We start from the raw sequence: 15987 nt of genomic DNA on the forward strand, positions 1-15987 counted from the left end.
GCATGTTACCTAAGCAGGGATTTATCAGTTTATTTATTCGACACCCCTTAGCAAGTCCTTTATTGATTATGCTGATGCTGATGTCGGGTATTTGGGCTTTGTCAAAGTTAAATACACAGTTCTTTCCGACCTTCAATCTCGATATTGTCAGTGTCAGAGTCGTTTGGACAGGGGCCAGTGCTGAGGATGTTGAGGCCGGATTAACGCTTCCTCTAGAGCAATCGCTTCGTAGTGTAGATGGTTTAAAGTCCATGACTTCAACCTCAAGCCTTGGAATTTCAGCGATTACCTTAGAGTTCCGTGACGGAACGGATATGACGCAAGCCTTAGCACAGGTTGAGGATCGCGTGGGCCAACAAAGGAATTTGCCAGCCAATGCAGAGACACCCATTGTCAGTCGTATCCTTCGCTATGAGCCCATTGTTCGGATGCTTTTGTCAGGCCCTGGCTCCATGTCAGAACTTCGTGGGTTAGCGCGCCAGTTTGAACGAGAGTTGTTGGATATCGGCATTGAAAAAGTTGACTTTATTGGACTGCCCGAAGAGGTTGTGTCCATTGAAATTCCCAGTTCGGCCTTGATGACGTTAAATCAATCGCCGCGCCAAATTGCCGAAACGATTGCACGTTACACCTCCGATCAGCCCGCGGGCCAATTTGGACGTGATCAAGGAGGGCGTCAATTACGATTTTTAGAGCAGGCGAGAGATGAGACAAGTTTTGCTCGTTTGCCTATCACGCACTCAACGGAGCAAGGGCGGATTCAGTTAGGGGATATTGCCCATATTGAGCGGCGCTCACGCGACAGTGAAACGCGCGTTCGTTATCAGGGCAAGCCTGCCCTCGAACTCTTGCTGCAGCGAACGGAAAGTACGGATGCGTTAGAAGCTGCTCGACGGTTTAATCAGTGGTTGGCATTCACTGAGCCACAACTGCCCAGCGGAGTGGAACTCAAAGTCTATGATCAGTTATGGCAACTTATCAGCGAGCGGATTCATCTATTGCTTAAAAATGGTGTCGGTGGGCTGATTCTAGTCTTAGCCATTTTGTTTTTGTTTTTAAGTGGACGCTTAGCCTTGCGTGTTGCATTGGGGATTCCGATTGCATTTACCACTGCATTTATCGCGTTGTATCTCGCGGGGGGTAGCATCAATATGCTATCACTTTTTGGCTTTATTATGTCCTTGGGGATTATTGTCGACAATGCCATTGTGGTCAGTGAGCACGCTTACACATTGCGCACTCAAGGAAAATCTGCCGAGGAGTCTGCACGGCTGGGTGCACAGAGAATGTTGGGGCCTGTGATTGCATCATCTTTAACAACCGTGGCGGCTTTTTTTCCCTTAATGCTGATTGGTGGCATTATGGGAAAAATTCTCTTCGAGATTCCGTTGGTTGTGATTTGTGTGATTTTAGCAACCTTGATCATCAGTTTTCTGATTTTACCCCATCAGCTGTCGAAGGGATTGGCTGTTTCGAGAGCCCAGTTAAAACAAGAGGAGCAGGGTTTTCGAGGTCGCTTTGAGCGAGGGTTACATCGATTTCGAGAGGGGCCTTTCCGGCGCAGCGTTACAGCGGCAATTCGGGCTCGAGGGGTGACCTTAACAAGTGCGGTGGCGTTGTTGATTTTGGCTGTTGGTTTGCTCGCAGGTGGTCGTGTTGGGTTTACGTTTTTTCCAAGCCCTGATGGCACGACCTTACGAGCCAATGTAGCTTTTGTATCGGGAACGCCTCCTCAAAAAGTTGAGGCCTACATGAGTGAAGTTGAAGCGGCTTTGGACCGAGTGACTGAATCACTCGAGCAAGCGGTGGTTCGGGTGAAAGTGACACGGTTAGGGCAGGGGGTTAGCTCAGATGGTTCGGCTCCAAGAGGGGATCAATTTGCCTCGATGCTAGTTGAGCTTACTTCACCTGACAGCCGCTCAATCAGCAATCGAGAACTCATTCAACGTTGGCAAGCCGAGTTGGCGCCAGCAGCAGGACTGGATATGCTGACGATAACGGCGGTAACGGGTGGGCCACCCGGTCGAGATATCGATGTGCGTTTATCCGCAAGCGACCCTCTGCGTCTTAAAGCAGCGGCAGAGACATTAGCGGCACAAATGCAGGAAATACCCGGCTTGTATGCAGTTGAAGATGATACGCCTTACGGGCGTGAACAGCTGTTGTTGACCTTAACCCCTTTGGCGGAGTCCTTGGGATTAACACCCAGAGACATAGCTTCTGAGTTGAGAGGGTTCCTGGAGGGGGCATTGGTGCAATTGTACCAAGATGGGTTGGATGAAGTTGAAGTCAGGGTGCGCTTGCCTGACTCCGAGCGCTACAACGCGCTCGTGCTTGAGCGGCTGTATCTCCCAGTTCCCAATCTAGATTGGCTCGCTTTGGATCAATTGGTTGAAATACGGTACCAGCCGGGGTTTGAAACGCTGCGTCATGCCGATGCGCGACTTGCCATTCAAGTGTCAGCGGAGTTGGACTCTGCGCAAGGCAATGCGGGGTTGATTCGAGAGCGTTTAGCCAATGAGGTCATGCCACGCTTGGTGGATGACTATGGCATTGATTGGTCATTTCAAGGGCGAGCAGTCGACCAACGTGAGACCATGGCTGACATGCAAATGGGGCTCGTGTTTGCTTTACTGGCGATATACATCGTGTTGGCTTGGATGTTCGCCAGCTACCTATTGCCCTTGGTGGTGATGGCGATCATCCCATTTGGTCTTTTAGGTGCTGTGGCAGGACACTGGTTATTAGGCTTAGAGCTTACGCTTTTATCCTTCTTTGGCATTTTTGGTTTGACTGGAATAGTGGTCAATAACTCAATTATATTGGTCAGCTTTTACCAAGAGTTACGCCAGCAAGGACTTGATATAGAAACGGCGATTATCGAGGCGTCCTGCCAAAGATTAAGGGCTGTTTTAATCACATCAATCACAACTATAGTCGGGCTGGTGCCGTTGCTCTTTGAGACCTCCGTGCAGGCGCAGTTTCTGATTCCAATGGCGGTTTCAATTATGTTCGGCTTAGCGGTTGCAACGCTATTGGTTTTGTTGGTGATTCCGGCCTTAATGCGAGTCGTCATACGTTAATTGCTTGTTTTTGCTAGAATGAGTAAGGGGGTTCTGGCTATGCTTGAGCGAAGCGCAGGCGTACCTTATGTCTGCAGACTAAATATGGAGTCTTTAGGATGAACGTAAAATTTTTTAGTGCACAAGCCTACGACAAAACTTTTTTTGATAAGGCCAATCAACACTTTGGTTTTGAGTTGGAGTATCTTGAGGCTCCGTTGAATGTGCAAACCGCACGCTTAGCGGCAGGTGCTGAAGCCGTGTGTGCCTTTGTTAACGACCAATTAGACAGTGCATGCTTACATGCACTGCATCGTCACGGCGTTAAGTGGATTGCGCTACGCTGCGCTGGATTTAATCAAGTTGATCTTGACTCCGCTAAGGCGCTAGGGATTAAAGTGGTTCGAGTGCCAGGTTATTCGCCAGAGGCGGTCGCCGAACACACCTTGGCTTTGATATTAACGCTCAATCGGCATACGCATCGAGCGTATAACCGGGTTCGTGAAAGTAATTTCCAATTAAATGGCTTGCTGGGCTTTAATCTGCATCAAAAAACCGTAGGGGTTATCGGCACGGGACAGATAGGGCTTGCGACTGCACGCATCCTAAAGGGGTTCGGTTGCCAAGTGTTGGGATATGATCCCTATCCAAGTGATGCTTTTTTAGCCATCGGTGGAACCTACGTTCGCTTAGATGAGCTTTATTCACGCGCTGATATTATTAGTTTGCATTGTCCTTTGACCCCTGAAAATCATCACTTAATTAATGGGCCTGCTATTGCCGACATGAAACGCGGTGTGATGCTAGTCAACACGAGCCGAGGAGGGTTGGTTGATACTCGAGCAGCTATTTTAGCACTTAAATCGGGGCAAATAGGGTATTTAGCCTTGGACGTGTATGAGCAGGAAAGTGAGTTCTTTTTTCGGGATCTTTCCGATGAAATATTAACGGATGATGACTTGTCTCGTTTAATGACTTTTCCAAATGTGCTCATTACGGGACATCAAGGGTTTTTTACGGAAGAAGCATTGACCCAAATAGCTGAAATTACCTTAAGCAATTTACGTGAGTTAAATACGACGGGTGCCTGTTGTCATCAAGTTGCGTGATGAGTTGAACCCAAGTCTCCGATGATAGGTTAGGGTCATCTCAAGTAGAAGGCTTGGTTGGTTAATGCGACGGGGTTTGATATACTTCTACACGCTGTACTTGGTTTGTACGGCTTTTATTTTCCAGCATTTAATTGCTTATGTGGCCTGTCGTAGGGGCCACCACTAAGGTAAGGATATTGTCATGCCTGTAATTACTCTTCCTGATGGAAGCTCGCGTAGCTTTGATCATCCCGTTTCTGTTTTTGATGTCGCTGCAAATATCGGAACAGGTTTAGCAAAAGCGGCTCTAGCCGGTAAAATCAACGGTCAACTCGTCGATACAAGCTATACCATCACTGAAGATGTGCACTTGGCAATTGTGACGGCACGTGACGATGAGGGCGTCGATATTATTCGCCACTCGTGTGCGCATTTAATGGCGATGGCGGTTCAGGATCTATTTCCGGGCGCTCAAGTCACTATTGGCCCCGTCATTGACAACGGTTTTTATTACGACTTTGCGTATGAGCGTTCGTTTACGCCAGAAGACCTTGAAAAAATTGAAGCGCGTATGAACGAGCTGTCAAAGCAGAATCTGGCGGTGTCGCGTTCATTAATGAGCCGGGAAGAGGCAGTCGCTCTGTTTGAAGAAATGGGTGAGTCGTATAAGGTTGAAATCATCAATGATATCCCTAGCGATCAGCCGTTATCCTTTTATAAGCAAGGTGATTTTATCGACCTCTGTCGTGGGCCTCACGTACCGTCCACGGGCCATATAAAAGTATTCAAACTTATGAAGGTTGCAGGTGCCTATTGGAGAGGTGATTCCAATAATGAAATGCTGCAACGCATATACGGCACAGCTTGGGGCGATAAAAAAGATCTAAAAGAGTATCTATTTCGCTTAGAAGAAGCCGAAAAACGCGATCATCGTAAGCTTGGTAAAGCTCTACATTTGTTCCATATGCAGGAAGAAGCGCCTGGCATGGTGTTTTGGCATCCAAATGGTTGGACGATTTATCAACAAATTGAACAATACATGCGCAGAAAGCAGCGTGAACACGGATATCAAGAGATTAAAACGCCGCAGGTGGTGGAACGCACGCTTTGGGAAAAGTCAGGGCACTGGGACAAGTTCCATGAGGAAATGTTTACCACAAATTCAGAGAGCCGAGATTTCGCTATTAAGCCAATGAACTGCCCGTGTCATATACAGGTGTTCAATCAAGGCTTGCGTTCATACCGTGACTTGCCTTTGCGTTTGGCTGAGTTTGGCTCGTGCCATCGAAATGAGCCTTCCGGTGCGCTGCACGGTATTATGCGTGTTCGTGGTTTTGTTCAAGACGATGCGCATATCTTTTGTTCTGAGCAGTCTATTCAGCAAGAGGTGGCAGATTTTATTGAGTTTCTTCATGAGGTTTATCGAGACTTCGGCTTCAAAGACATTATTTACAAGCTCTCGACTCGCCCTGAAAAGCGCGTGGGCTCTGATGAAAGCTGGGATAAAGCCGAAAAAGCCTTGGCTGATGCCTTGAACACGGCTAACCTTGATTGGCAAGAGCTGCCTGGTGAAGGTGCTTTTTATGGCCCTAAAATTGAGTTTTCGTTAAAAGATTGTCTCGGTCGCGTGTGGCAGTGTGGTACTATACAGGTTGATTTTTCAATGCCGGGCCGTCTTGGTGCTCAGTTTGTCAATGAAGCCGGTGAACGTGAAGTTCCTGTGATGCTTCATAGAGCGATTTTGGGTTCTTTTGAGCGCTTTATTGGTATTTTGATTGAGCATTACGCGGGGGCGTTGCCAACTTGGTTGTCGCCTGTACAAGCGGTCGTGCTGAATATTACGGATAAACAAGCGGATTTTTGTAAAAAAGTACACGAAACACTCGAAAAAGCTGGAATTCGATCGAATCTAGACTTGAGAAACGAGAAGATCGGCTTTAAAATCCGCGAGCATACTTTACAAAAAGTTCCTTACCTTCTTGTGGTAGGTGACAAAGAGGTTGAATCTGGCTCCGTTGCAGTGCGTACGCGCTCCGGCTCAGATCTTGGTACATTGACACTTGCCGAATTGACTGAGCATTTGCTTCAGGACATCAGCAACAAGTCTGACCAACAATAAAAAATTCGTCAGGAGATAGAATTATCAGGCGTGAAACTAAACGTGGTAGCCGTGGTCCGCTGCCACCCATAAATGAGAATATTCGTGCAACCCAGGTTCGTTTGATCGGAGCTGACGGTTCGCAGGTTGGTGTAGTCGCTATCAATCAAGCGCTTGAGATGGCTCAAGAAGCTGAACTTGACCTAGTTCAGATTTCTGAAGCTGACCCCATTGTCTGTAAAATAATGGACTATGGTAAGCATCAGTACGAACTGAAGAAAAAAGCAAATGAGGCTAAGAAAAAACAGACTCAGATGCAGGTCAAGGAAATAAAATTCCGTCCGGGTACGGAAGAAGGGGATTATCAGGTAAAACTACGCAACCTGATACGTTTCCTTGAAAGCGGAGACAAGGCTAAGGTTACGCTTAGATTCCGTGGTCGTGAAATGGCCCATCAGGAGCTAGGTATGCAGTTGCTTGAGCGGATCGAACAAGATCTGGCTGATGCAGGCACTGTAGAACAGCGCCCTAAGATGGAAGGCCGTCAAATGATCATGGTCGTGGCTCCGAAAAAGAAATAGTCAAATGACATAAAACCCGCTGGCTGTCATGAATCATTTCAGCAAGTGGGTTTTGTTGTATGTTGTTTTGGCTGACTAACAAACGAATGCGTGGAGAAGATTAATGCCTAAGATTAAAACTGTCCGCGGTGCGGCAAAGCGTTTCAAAAAGACTGCTAATGGTATCAAGCATAAGCAGGCCTATAAAAGTCATATTTTGACCAAAAAGTCAACTAAGCGTAAGCGTCAATTGCGTCCTATGATGCAAGTCCATGCTTCTGATGTGAAGTTAGTTAAACGTATGTTGCCTACGCTCTAAGCGTTCATTGGTTAAGAAATAGCTATTTATTAGGAAGGAAATGTTATGCCTCGCGTAAAACGTGGTGTTGTGGCGCGTCGTCGTCATAAAAAAATTCTGAAACTGGCCAAGGGTTACTACGGTGCTCGTAGCCGTGTATTCCGTGTTGCTAAGCAAGCGGTCATCAAAGCCGGTCAATATGCTTACCGTGACCGTCGTCAACGTAAGCGTCAATTCCGTGCGTTGTGGATTGCGCGTATCAATGCGGCTGCCCGTATCAATGGTCTGTCTTACAGCCGTTTCATCTCTGGCTTGAAAAAAGCCAACGTTGAAATTGACCGTAAAGTCTTGGCTGATTTAGCCGTTCACCAACAGGTTGCGTTTGCAGCTGTTGTTGAGAAAGCTAAAGCAGCATTGGCATAAGCCAAGACCCGCCTATTGGTGGTAACTGACTGATTCAGATAGGGGAAGGGCGCATGCTCTTCCCTTTTTTTATGTAACTGGAGCACTCCTAAATGGAAAATCTGAAAAACCTCCTGGAACAAGGCAAACAGGCGGTTGAGACTGCTGTCGATGTCAAAGCACTGGACGATGTTCGTGTTCAGTATCTCGGTAAGAAAGGTGAGCTTACCCAGTTGCTGAAGGGCTTGGGTAAATTGTCAGCTGAGGAACGCCCTGCAGCCGGTGCCTTAATTAACGAAGCAAAAGACGCCTTACAATTTGCGCTTGATACTCGTAAGTCAGCACTTGAGGCGGCCGCTTTGAGTGCTAAATTGGCATCCGAGACGCTGGATGTCACTCTTCCGGGTCGTCGCGATGAACTCGGTGGTCTTCATCCTGTCACCAAAACGATGCAGCGTATTGAAGCATTCTTCGGAAGCATTGGATACACAGTAGCCGAAGGGCCGGAAATTGAAGATGATTATCACAACTTCGAAGCCTTGAATATTCCAGCGCATCATCCTGCTCGTGCAATGCACGATACTTTTTATTTTGATGCTCATACTCTACTGCGTACCCATACCTCACCTGTGCAGGTGCGTACGATGGAAAGCAAAGCGCCGCCAATTCGGATTATCTGCCCTGGGCGTGTTTACCGTTGCGATTATGATCAAACGCATTCACCCATGTTTCATCAGGTAGAAGGCTTATTGATCGATAAAAACATCAGCTTTGCCGACTTGAAAGGGACGCTTGAGCAGTTTTTACGCGAGTTCTTTGAAGAAGACGTTAAAGTGAGATTTCGTCCTTCCTATTTCCCGTTTACTGAGCCCTCAATCGAGGTGGATATCGACCGTGGCGATGGCAAATGGCTTGAAGTCTTAGGCTGTGGAATGGTGCATCCAAAAGTGTTCGAATACTCAGGTATTGATCCTGAAGAGTACACAGGCTTTGCATTTGGAATGGGGGTTGAGCGTTTAGCGATGCTTCGCTACGGCGTTAATGATCTAAGGTTGTTTTTTGAAAACGATCTGCGCTTTTTAAAGCAGTTTAGCTGATCACCCTAACACCTTAGTCATTTACACAGAATTATTCAGGACATCCGCATGAAATTTAGTGAACAGTGGTTACGTGAGTGGGTTAATCCAAGTTTGGATACTCAGGCACTTTCAGATCAACTTAGTTTGGCTGGTTTAGAAGTCGACGATGTTATTGGCGTGGCTGGTGATTTTTCGGGCGTGGTTGTTGCGCAAATTATTGATGCCCAGCCACATCCGAATGCTGACAAGTTGCAAGTCTGCCAAGTGTCGGACGGTACAGACACTTTCCAGATCGTCTGTGGTGCAGCCAATGCACGAGCTGGGCTTAAAACAGCCTTGGCACGTGTAGGTGCCTGCCTGCCGGGTGATTTCAAAATCAAAGCGGCTAAATTGCGTCAAGTTGAATCTTTCGGAATGCTATGTGCCGAGGATGAGCTGGGTCTTTCAGACGATCACGCAGGTATCATGGAGTTGCCAGAGGATGCCCCTTTAGGCTGAATTTAAGAGATTACTTAAATCTGGACGATCAGATCATTGATGTGGATTTAACGCCAAACCGTGGTGACTGTTTAAGCCTTGTGGGGATGGCACGCGAAGTCGGTGTGTTAAATCAGTTGCCCGTTAAGACGCTAGACATCCCCGCGATTCCTGCACAATCAAATGAAGTCTTTCCAGTTGAGCTGGTGTCGCCAGAGGACTGTCCTCGTTATGTAGGGCGAGTGTTGCGTGGGATTAATCCGCAAGCCACGACTCCCGCTTGGATGGCGTCCAAGTTAGCCCGTTCTGGCATTCGCTGTATTGACCCTGTGGTCGATGTTACCAACTATGTCTTGTTAGAGTTAGGGCAGCCTATGCATGCCTTTGACTTGAGTAAGTTGGAAGGGCGTATTCTGGTTAAAAAAGCAGAGCAAGGCGAAACAATTCGGTTGCTGGATGGTTCTGATGCCACTCTCAATGACGATACCTTAGTGATTGCGGATGATAAAGGTGCACTTGCAATTGCCGGTATCATGGGCGGTGAGTCGAGCAGTGTTACAGAAACCACCACGGATATTTTCTTGGAAAGTGCATTTTTTCAACCTTTGTCAATCGTGGGACGGGCGCGTAATTACGGGCTGCATACCGACTCCTCTCACCGCTTTGAGCGTGGGGTAGACTGGCAGCAGCAGGTGAGAGCAATTGAGCGTGCAACGCAATTGCTGCTCGATATCGTTGGCGGCCAGCCAGGTCCTGTGATCGAAGCTGTGTCTGTTGAGCACTTGCCGCTACAGCCAGTGGTTCGCCTGCGACATGACCGGGTGGACGCAATGTTAGCGATGGCAATGCCTGCTGATGTGATTGAAGATATTCTAGCGCGCTTGGGCATGACGTTAACATCCGATGTCGAGCGTGAGTGGAGTGTCAGCGTTCCTTCGTACCGCTTTGATATTACGCTCGAAGTGGACTTGATCGAAGAAATCGCGCGCGTGTATGGCTACGATAACCTACCTGTCAGAACGCCGATGGCGCAGTTGCCTTTGCCACCGATTCCTGAAGCGAAAGTAGCCGTGAGTCGCTTGCGTCAACACTTAATCAGCCGCGGATACCAAGAAGCCATTACCTATAGCTTTATTGAAATAGGGCTTGCCAAGCAGTTCGATCCTGAGCATGAGCCTTTGGCGTTGGCAAATCCTATTTCGGCTGAAATGGCGGTGATGCGCACAACCCTATGGCCCGGCTTGATGAAAGCTGTACTCTATAATCAAAACCGTCAGCAAACGCGGATCCGTTTGTTTGAGACAGGTCAAAGGTTTATTTCATCAGACGCCGGCTTAACGCAGCAGAATGTGGTGGCTGGGGTGATTGTTGGTAATCGTGACGCGGAAGGATGGACAGCAGGTAAAGACAAGGTCGACTTTTTTGATTTAAAAGGCGATGTTGAATCTTTGCTGGGATTAGGCGGGCAGGGTGCACAGTTCTCATTTGTAGCATCTCAGCATCCGGCATTGCATCCAGGCCAAACAGCGGCGATTGAGCTTCAGGGGCAAGTGGTTGGGTATATCGGCGCACTTCATCCACAGTTGGTGCATGAGCTTGATGTATCCTCTGCTGCATTTTTATTCGAAATAGACTTAGATGCCGCTTTGAGCGGGCGTTTGTCGCGTTATGTGGCTTTATCGAAGTTCCCTGAAATGCGACGTGATTTATCTCTTGTTGTTGATCAAGCAGTCAGCTTTTCAACGGTTAAAGCGATTGTTGCGAAAACAGCTGGTGAATTTCTTAAAAATATGCGACTTTTTGACATGTATCAGGGCCAAGGTATTGAAGCAGGAAGAAAAAGTCTTGCTTTGGGCTTGACCTGGCAGCATCCTTCGCGCACTCTTACTGATGAAGAAATAAACAACAGTGTTAATGCCGTTGTCTCTGCACTCAGTCAAGAATGCGGAGCCTCGTTAAGAGATTAAAGACAGGGTGAACGTCATGGGCTCTTTGACAAAAGCTGAAATGGCCGAAAGGTTATTTGAAGAACTGGGTCTCAATAAGCGCGAAGCAAAAGAGATGGTCGAATCTTTTTTTAATGAAATCCGTGAATGTCTGGCGTCAAATGAGCAAGTTAAGCTCTCTGGCTTCGGAAATTTTGACTTACGGGATAAGCGTCAGCGACCCGGCCGTAATCCAAAAACAGGAGAGGAGGTCCCGATCTCTGCACGGCGGGTAGTGACGTTCCGTCCAGGTCAGAAATTAAAGGAGCGTGTGGATACCTATGCAGGAGCACGGAGAGAAGAGTCCTGATCTGGACCCTATCCCGAGTAAACGCTATTTTACCATTGGCGAGGCCGCAGAACTCTGCGACCTCAAGCCACATGTATTGCGTTATTGGGAGCAGGAGTTTAAGCAGATACAGCCCATAAAGCGCAATAACCGTCGTTATTACCAACGTCAGGATTTATTGCTTATCCGCCAAATACGCAGTTTGTTGTATGAACAGGGTTTTACCATCACGGGCGCTCGTCAGTGGTTAACGGGTGAAGTCGCTGGTGATGACTCAGCACGCTATCAGCAGCTCATTCGTCAAACCATTAATGAGTTGGATGATATTCTCAAAATTCTTAAATCGCATAAATAGGTGATCTTTTCATCGACTCAAGGTTGAGACTGCTATGAATTCGATTTTGAAGCGTCCCCCTCTTCATTTTGCTCATGCAAATGGTTTCCCCGGAGGCTCGTATCGCGTACTCCTCGATCCGATGCGTTCGGATTGGGATATTCACGTACTTGATAAATTAGGCCATCATCCAGATTTTCCAGTGAATCATAATTGGCAAAACCTCGTGGATGAGTTGTTGTTGCACCTACATGAAACCTTTGGTGATCAACCGGTCATTGGTGTTGGTCATTCCTTGGGTTCAGTTGTGACGTATATGGCCGCACTAAAAGCACCTCATCGCTTTACGCGGGTGGTGTTACTCGATCCTCCTTTAATGATGGGCTGGGATAGTCTGGGCTTAAAACTCGCTAAACGCTTAGGGTTTATTGATAAGGTGACACCCGCAGGCATTACACGAGGGCGTCGCAGTCATTGGCCGGATGTGGCGTCTGCTGAGGCCTATTTTGGTCAAAAGCGTCTTTTTAAGAATTTTCATCCTCAAGCGTTAAAAGATTATGTTGTGTCGGGTACTGAGCCAGATCCAAAGGGAGGTATACGCCTTAGGTTCGAACCGAAGGTTGAAATCGAGATATTTCGCCATCTTGCAGACCACTTGAGCCGCAGTCATAGGAAGATCCAGGTGCCTGTTGCGATTATACGAGGTGAAGACAGCGATCTAATGACGGATGCCCGTATCGCTAAACTTAAGAAGAGGGGATTTGACTGCTATCATGTGCCAGGAGGCATATGTTCCCACTCGAACATCCCGATGTCACACGCCATTGCCTTACTCAGATTTTACAAGATGAATTGAAAGGCGAGTCCTAGCCGACTCGCCTTAGATGTGTATTAGCGTCGAGTGATTTGGTCAAAAATACCGCCATTACTGAAATGTGTGTTTTGCACTTCTTTCCAGTTGCCGAAAATATCATCGAGTCTAAAGAGTGTGATGGTTTGGAAGGCTGCCAAATCGTTTTCATCTGCATGCTCTGGGTGCTGTGGACGAAAAAAGTATTTTGCAGCAATAGATTGCCCAACCGGTGAGTAAAGGTAGTTTAAGTATTCGTTAACGACCTGATGATTCCCTTTCCGTTCATTATTGGCCGTCACCGCAGCAACTGGGGGTTCTGCCTGAATGGATACGGAAGGTACGATCAGTTCAAAGCCATGGCTTTCAAAAGCCTTGAGCGCCATGAGTGCTTCGTTTTCCCATGCAATTAATACATCGCCCATACCACGCTCAATAAAGCTATTGCTGGATGCTCTAGCACCTGTATCCATGACTGTAACATTTCGGAATAGCTGTTGCACAAAGCTTTGTGCTTTTGCGTGCGCTTCGGCCTGTTCGGATGCGTCAGCACTGGATATTTTGTCTAAGCCCTGCAGCGCATCAATATAGGCAAATCCCCAAGCTGCTAAATAATTCCAGCGTGCGCCACCCGATGTTTTCGGATTAGGTGAAATCACCGCCACATCTTCGCGCACGAGATCAGACCAATCCTGAATGTTCTTAGGGTTACCCTGTCTGACTAGAAAAACAATCGTTGAGGTATAAGGTGATGAAGCAAGGGGGAGCTTGTCCTGCCAATCTGTTTCTATGCGAGACGTTCGTTCAGCAATCATATCAATGTCGTAGGCGAGAGCTAAGGTCACGATATCTGCAGCCAAGCCTTGCATGACGGATAGTGCCTGACGTCCCGACCCTCCGTGAGACATACGGATATTGACGGTCTGTCCGTGCTCGGCTTCCCAGTGTTCTTTAAATGCATGATTAAAGTCTTGATAGAACTCTCGTGTTGGATCGTAGGACACGTTCAGAATTTCAAGATCTTTTGCCAGGAGTGTTGTCGAGAAAAAAATTGTCAGGCTGATGAGCAGCCGAATCAACCCGTGTTTTTGAATAGAGTTCATTGCCGTAATTTCCTTGATTGCAGACAGTGGCAAGCATACGGCATTGTTTTTATATTTAAAAAGAATTAAAAGTTAAATGTTAATTTCTTTTTTGAATATAAAGGATGGTTTTTATACAGATTATCGCGCAGGTTAGAAGAGTGTGGATTGCACTGTATGACATTCGATGACAAATTTTGTAAATGCTATGTCATTTGTGTCATGGAAAGCTTAAGGCCTTTGCTCAATTTTTTAAAAATAAAAGCTATTTTTAGAAATGTATATATAAATCAATTGATTATAAGTTTTATTGTTCGAGTAAAAACTTGGCATCTATTATGCAGTATATAAGTAAGTACTCATTATTTAAAGGAGAGAGGCGATGGCTAACATCACTCAAGAAGCCTATGAAACACTTGGACTCTACCCCTCAATTACGTTAATTGTAGGTGGGTTCTTGGTCGCTATTTTACCTCTGATTGTTCAAATCAGTGTGTTACTGACATGATCTAACCTGTTTGCTTCAGCTCTTGTTATCTCACCCATTTTGCAGCGCCCACATCTCATCTTGTGGGCTTTTTTTTGTAGAGTTGAGCATGGCTAGGATTTTGAGTTTAGGTCGTTGATGGCGAACTTATGGGGTGAGGTATTTCCATGCATCAAATGTGCTTAAGAAAACTCGGCCGCTAATATGATCAAAAAAGTTAACATTGTTTAACCTGTCCATGACGGGGCCTTTAATTTCAGCAAAGTGTAAGCAAATATCAGCTTCCTTGAGTCGCTCATTAATCGTTTCTAAGCTCTCTAAAGCAGAGGCATCAATATAGTTAATTGCTTGGCAGGCTAAAACCAGATGCTTGAGTTCCGATTGATGCTTAACCAGTGCCGCAACCCTATCCTCAAGGTAGCGAGCATTGGCAAAATACAGGCTTTCATCGACTCTTAGAATTGCGATGTCAGGGTTGGTTTCGACACTATGACGATCAATGTTTCTGAAGTGTTCTGTTCCAGTCACGCGACCAATAATCGCGCTATGAGGGCGGCTGGTACGGTATAAATGAATGAGAATTGAGAGTAAAACGCCGACAATAATCCCCGCTTCAACGCCAGCTCCCAAGGTGACAAGGATGGTGGCGAGCATAGCGGAAAAGTCGCTGCCTGAGTAATGGTAGGTGTGAAAAATCGCTTTGAAATCGACTAAGGACAAAACAGCAACAATAATCGTCGCTGCTAACGTCGCCAAGGGTAGATAGGCAATCAGCGGTGTTAACCAAAGGGTCGCAAAAATAATTCCCAAGGCGGTAAATGCCCCCGCTGCAGGTGTTTGGGCACCCGCATCGAAGTTAACCACGGAGCGTGAAAAACCACCCGTGACAGGCATTCCTGAGCTGATCGCGGCTCCTAGGTTTGACGCTCCTAATCCAATTAGCTCTTGGTCCGGATCAATTCGTTGACGTCGCTTTGCCGCTAAGGTTTGTCCAACGGATACTGACTCGACAAATCCAACTAAACTGATCAACAGTGCTCCCATCCAAAGTGACTGCCACATTTCTAGGTCAATTGAGGGCAAGCTCAGTGATGGAAGTCCGGATGGAATTTGGCCAACAACAGCAACCCCCTGTAGATCCAAACGGTAATGAAAGGTGATCCCAGTTGTGATCACCACCGCTAAAATGGGCGCTGTTTTACTGAGCATGCCAGCGAGGTAATCACTCAGTCCTATTTTAACGAGAAGCGATTGAAGTCCTACTCGGGTGGCATACAAAAAGAGCAAACTACCCAGACCGAGTAACAGCGTGGGGGTATTGGTGTGCTGGATTTCGTGTATGAGTGACATCAGTATTTCGGGTAGATGATGGCCTGAAATCTGAACGCCAAATAAGTGCTTTAGCTGACTGGCTGCAATAATAATGCCTGAGGCTGTGATAAACCCAGAAATAACGGGGTGACTCAAAAAGTTGGCTAAAAATCCAAGTCTAAGAAGTCCCATGAGTGTTAGCATCAGACCTGAAAGCAGTGTGAGGATTAAGACCGCGCCTATGTATTCGGGTGTGCCTTGCTGTGCTAATTGCCCGGCTGCAACAGCAGTCATCAGCGAAATGACAGCAACGGGGCCGACGGCCAGTGTTCGGCTGCTGCCAAATACAGCGTATAAAATCAAAGGAGCAATGCTGGCATAGAGGCCTACCTCTGGGGGTAGGCCTGCTAGCATGGCATAGGCCAGTGATTGAGGAATGAGCATGATCGTCACAATAACGGCTGCCAATATGTCTTGATTTAGGGTGTCCAGCCGATACTGAGGCAGCCATTCAGTAATGGGAAAAAAGCGTTTAAGGTTCATGGTGTCATCCTAGTGTGACGATCAGGGATAGAAAAAAAC

15 protein-coding genes are annotated in these 15987 nt (G+C 47.0%); 13 read left to right on the top strand and 2 right to left on the bottom strand.

Going from position 1 to position 15987, the window contains the following annotated elements:
- Positions 1-2 precede the first annotated feature (2 nt).
- The 12 genes from D791_RS10695 (at position 3) to D791_RS10745 (ending at position 12531) form a co-directional block, all read left to right on the top strand.
- On the top strand, positions 3-3083 hold the full coding sequence (locus D791_RS10695; protein WP_036511396.1) for an efflux RND transporter permease subunit: 3081 nt from the start codon (positions 3-5) through the stop codon (positions 3081-3083).
- Between the two features lie 98 nt (positions 3084-3181).
- Positions 3182-4171: a 2-hydroxyacid dehydrogenase gene (locus D791_RS10700; protein WP_036511399.1), complete on the top strand. Its 990-nt coding sequence runs from the start codon at positions 3182-3184 to the stop codon at positions 4169-4171.
- Positions 4172-4355: 184 nt separating this feature from the next.
- Positions 4356-6272 (top strand): threonine--tRNA ligase, encoded by a 1917-nt coding sequence (gene thrS / locus D791_RS10705; RefSeq protein WP_036511402.1) that lies wholly within the window; start codon positions 4356-4358, stop codon positions 6270-6272.
- A gap of 68 nt (positions 6273-6340) precedes the next feature.
- Positions 6341-6832: a translation initiation factor IF-3 gene (gene infC / locus D791_RS10710; RefSeq protein ID WP_202806860.1), complete on the top strand. Its 492-nt coding sequence runs from the start codon at positions 6341-6343 to the stop codon at positions 6830-6832.
- Positions 6833-6935: 103 nt separating this feature from the next.
- Complete coding sequence (gene rpmI, locus D791_RS10715) at positions 6936-7130, top strand: 50S ribosomal protein L35 (RefSeq protein ID WP_036511408.1); 195 nt, start codon at positions 6936-6938, stop codon at positions 7128-7130.
- 45 nt (positions 7131-7175) lie between these two features.
- Positions 7176-7532 (top strand): 50S ribosomal protein L20, encoded by a 357-nt coding sequence (gene rplT, locus D791_RS10720; protein ID WP_036511410.1) that lies wholly within the window; start codon positions 7176-7178, stop codon positions 7530-7532.
- 92 nt (positions 7533-7624) lie between these two features.
- Positions 7625-8608, top strand: a complete 984-nt coding sequence (pheS, locus tag D791_RS10725) for a phenylalanine--tRNA ligase subunit alpha (protein ID WP_036511413.1) — start codon at positions 7625-7627, stop codon at positions 8606-8608.
- Between the two features lie 48 nt (positions 8609-8656).
- A complete protein-coding gene (ytpR, locus tag D791_RS21770) occupies positions 8657-9088 on the top strand; it encodes a YtpR family tRNA-binding protein (protein ID WP_337588631.1) in 432 nt (143 codons plus the stop codon).
- Between the two features lie 41 nt (positions 9089-9129).
- Positions 9130-11034, top strand: coding sequence for a phenylalanine--tRNA ligase subunit beta (gene pheT, locus D791_RS10730; protein ID WP_337588632.1), 1905 nt, complete (start codon positions 9130-9132; stop codon positions 11032-11034).
- A gap of 16 nt (positions 11035-11050) precedes the next feature.
- Entirely contained in the window at positions 11051-11362 is a 312-nt protein-coding gene (gene ihfA, locus D791_RS10735) for an integration host factor subunit alpha (RefSeq protein WP_036511417.1), read from the top strand.
- Positions 11334-11696 (top strand): MerR family transcriptional regulator, encoded by a 363-nt coding sequence (locus D791_RS10740; RefSeq protein ID WP_036511419.1) that lies wholly within the window; start codon positions 11334-11336, stop codon positions 11694-11696. Before ihfA ends, D791_RS10740 begins: the two co-directional genes overlap by 29 nt.
- Before the next feature lie 34 nt (positions 11697-11730).
- On the top strand, positions 11731-12531 hold the full coding sequence (locus D791_RS10745) for an alpha/beta hydrolase (protein ID WP_237748608.1): 801 nt from the start codon (positions 11731-11733) through the stop codon (positions 12529-12531).
- Between the two features lie 35 nt (positions 12532-12566).
- Here D791_RS10745 and D791_RS10750 read toward each other — a convergent pair whose 3' ends face one another.
- Positions 12567-13628: a sulfate ABC transporter substrate-binding protein gene (locus D791_RS10750; protein ID WP_237748609.1), complete on the bottom strand. Its 1062-nt coding sequence runs from the start codon at positions 13626-13628 to the stop codon at positions 12567-12569.
- Positions 13629-13989: 361 nt separating this feature from the next.
- On the opposite strand from D791_RS10750, the gene D791_RS21460 reads away from it, so the two are divergent.
- A complete protein-coding gene (locus D791_RS21460) occupies positions 13990-14115 on the top strand; it encodes a hypothetical protein (RefSeq protein WP_272944835.1) in 126 nt (41 codons plus the stop codon).
- Positions 14116-14241: 126 nt separating this feature from the next.
- On the opposite strand, the gene D791_RS10755 is transcribed toward D791_RS21460, so the two are convergent.
- Positions 14242-15948, bottom strand: coding sequence for a SulP family inorganic anion transporter (locus D791_RS10755; RefSeq protein ID WP_036511422.1), 1707 nt, complete (start codon positions 15946-15948; stop codon positions 14242-14244).
- Positions 15949-15987: the final 39 nt, after the last annotated feature.

Origin of the sequence: Nitrincola nitratireducens (assembly GCF_000585235.1) — a bacterium.
Taxonomy (GTDB): domain Bacteria; phylum Pseudomonadota; class Gammaproteobacteria; order Pseudomonadales; family Balneatricaceae; genus Nitrincola; species Nitrincola alkalisediminis.